Genomic DNA, 2,011 nt, shown 5'->3' with positions numbered 1-2,011 from the left:
AAGTTTCTATCTTTGGGCCACTGAAAACGGAAGGAAGTAGGTAGCGCAGGATCGGCTTTCAAGGCCAATTAATTTAGAAACACTTTATAAGATATACTAAAAAGTGATTTGTATTTTTTATTTAGTTTGGTTTTAAAAATATTTAAAATTTAATTAGATAAAAAGTTGCGAGATTAGAAATTTTTTGTATCTTTGCAATCCGGTAAAACGGGGCGCAGAAGTGAGATTGGGTGAATGGGAATAAAGAGATTAAGGTTATCAAAAAACTTTAAAATTCTTAAAAAAACATTTGGTCATTAAAAAATAAGTTATTACTTTTGCACACGCAAATACGGAGCGACACTGACAGAGAGATTGCTACGTTAAAAAGCGGAAGAAATGAAGATCATTGACATACAATATAACAACCAAGTAAGGAAAAACTAAAGCGTTAAAAAACTTTGAGTGAGTCAAGAACAAACATACAATGGAGAGTTTGATCCTGGCTCAGGATGAACGCTAGCGGGAGGCCTAACACATGCAAGCCGAGCGGTAGAGATTCTTCGGAATCTTGAGAGCGGCGTACGGGTGCGGAACACGTGTGCAACCTGCCTTTATCAGGGGGATAGCCTTTCGAAAGGAAGATTAATACCCCATAATATATTGAGTGGCATCACTTAATATTGAAAACTCCGGTGGATAGAGATGGGCACGCGCAAGATTAGATAGTTGGTGAGGTAACGGCTCACCAAGTCAATGATCTTTAGGGGGCCTGAGAGGGTGATCCCCCACACTGGTACTGAGACACGGACCAGACTCCTACGGGAGGCAGCAGTGAGGAATATTGGACAATGGGTTAGCGCCTGATCCAGCCATCCCGCGTGAAGGACGACGGCCCTATGGGTTGTAAACTTCTTTTGTATAGGGATAAACCTTTCCACGTGTGGAAAGCTGAAGGTACTATACGAATAAGCACCGGCTAACTCCGTGCCAGCAGCCGCGGTAATACGGAGGGTGCAAGCGTTATCCGGATTTATTGGGTTTAAAGGGTCCGTAGGCGGATCTGTAAGTCAGTGGTGAAATCTCACAGCTTAACTGTGAAACTGCCATTGATACTGCAGGTCTTGAGTAAGGTAGAAGTGGCTGGAATAAGTAGTGTAGCGGTGAAATGCATAGATATTACTTAGAACACCAATTGCGAAGGCAGGTCACTATGTCTTAACTGACGCTGATGGACGAAAGCGTGGGGAGCGAACAGGATTAGATACCCTGGTAGTCCACGCCGTAAACGATGCTAACTCGTTTTTGGGTTTTCGGATTCAGAGACTAAGCGAAAGTGATAAGTTAGCCACCTGGGGAGTACGTTCGCAAGAATGAAACTCAAAGGAATTGACGGGGGCCCGCACAAGCGGTGGATTATGTGGTTTAATTCGATGATACGCGAGGAACCTTACCAAGGCTTAAATGGGAATTGATCGGTTTAGAAATAGACCTTCCTTCGGGCAATTTTCAAGGTGCTGCATGGTTGTCGTCAGCTCGTGCCGTGAGGTGTTAGGTTAAGTCCTGCAACGAGCGCAACCCCTGTCACTAGTTGCTAGCATTAAGTTGAGGACTCTAGTGAGACTGCCTACGCAAGTAGAGAGGAAGGTGGGGATGACGTCAAATCATCACGGCCCTTACGCCTTGGGCCACACACGTAATACAATGGCCGGTACAGAGGGCAGCTACACAGCGATGTGATGCAAATCTCGAAAGCCGGTCTCAGTTCGGATTGGAGTCTGCAACTCGACTCTATGAAGCTGGAATCGCTAGTAATCGCGCATCAGCCATGGCGCGGTGAATACGTTCCCGGGCCTTGTACACACCGCCCGTCAAGCCATGGAAGTCTGGGGTACCTGAAGTCGGTGACCGTAATAGGAGCTGCCTAGGGTAAAACAGGTAACTAGGGCTAAGTCGTAACAAGGTAGCCGTACCGGAAGGTGCGGCTGGAACATCTCATTTTAGAGCGTCTTATGACGTAAAACAAAATTAA

1 rRNA gene is annotated in these 2,011 nt (G+C 45.6%); it reads left to right on the top strand.

Features of this window, described 5'->3' with window-relative positions:
- Positions 1 to 463 precede the first annotated feature (463 nt).
- Positions 464 to 1,980, top strand: a 16S ribosomal RNA gene (locus BW926_RS13875).
- Positions 1,981 to 2,011: the final 31 nt, after the last annotated feature.

The sequence above is a fragment of the Chryseobacterium sp. RU37D genome (assembly GCF_900156075.1).
Classification (GTDB): domain Bacteria; phylum Bacteroidota; class Bacteroidia; order Flavobacteriales; family Weeksellaceae; genus Chryseobacterium.
Note: the sequence above shows the minus strand (reverse complement) of the source record. Positions and strands in the feature narration are given on the sequence as shown.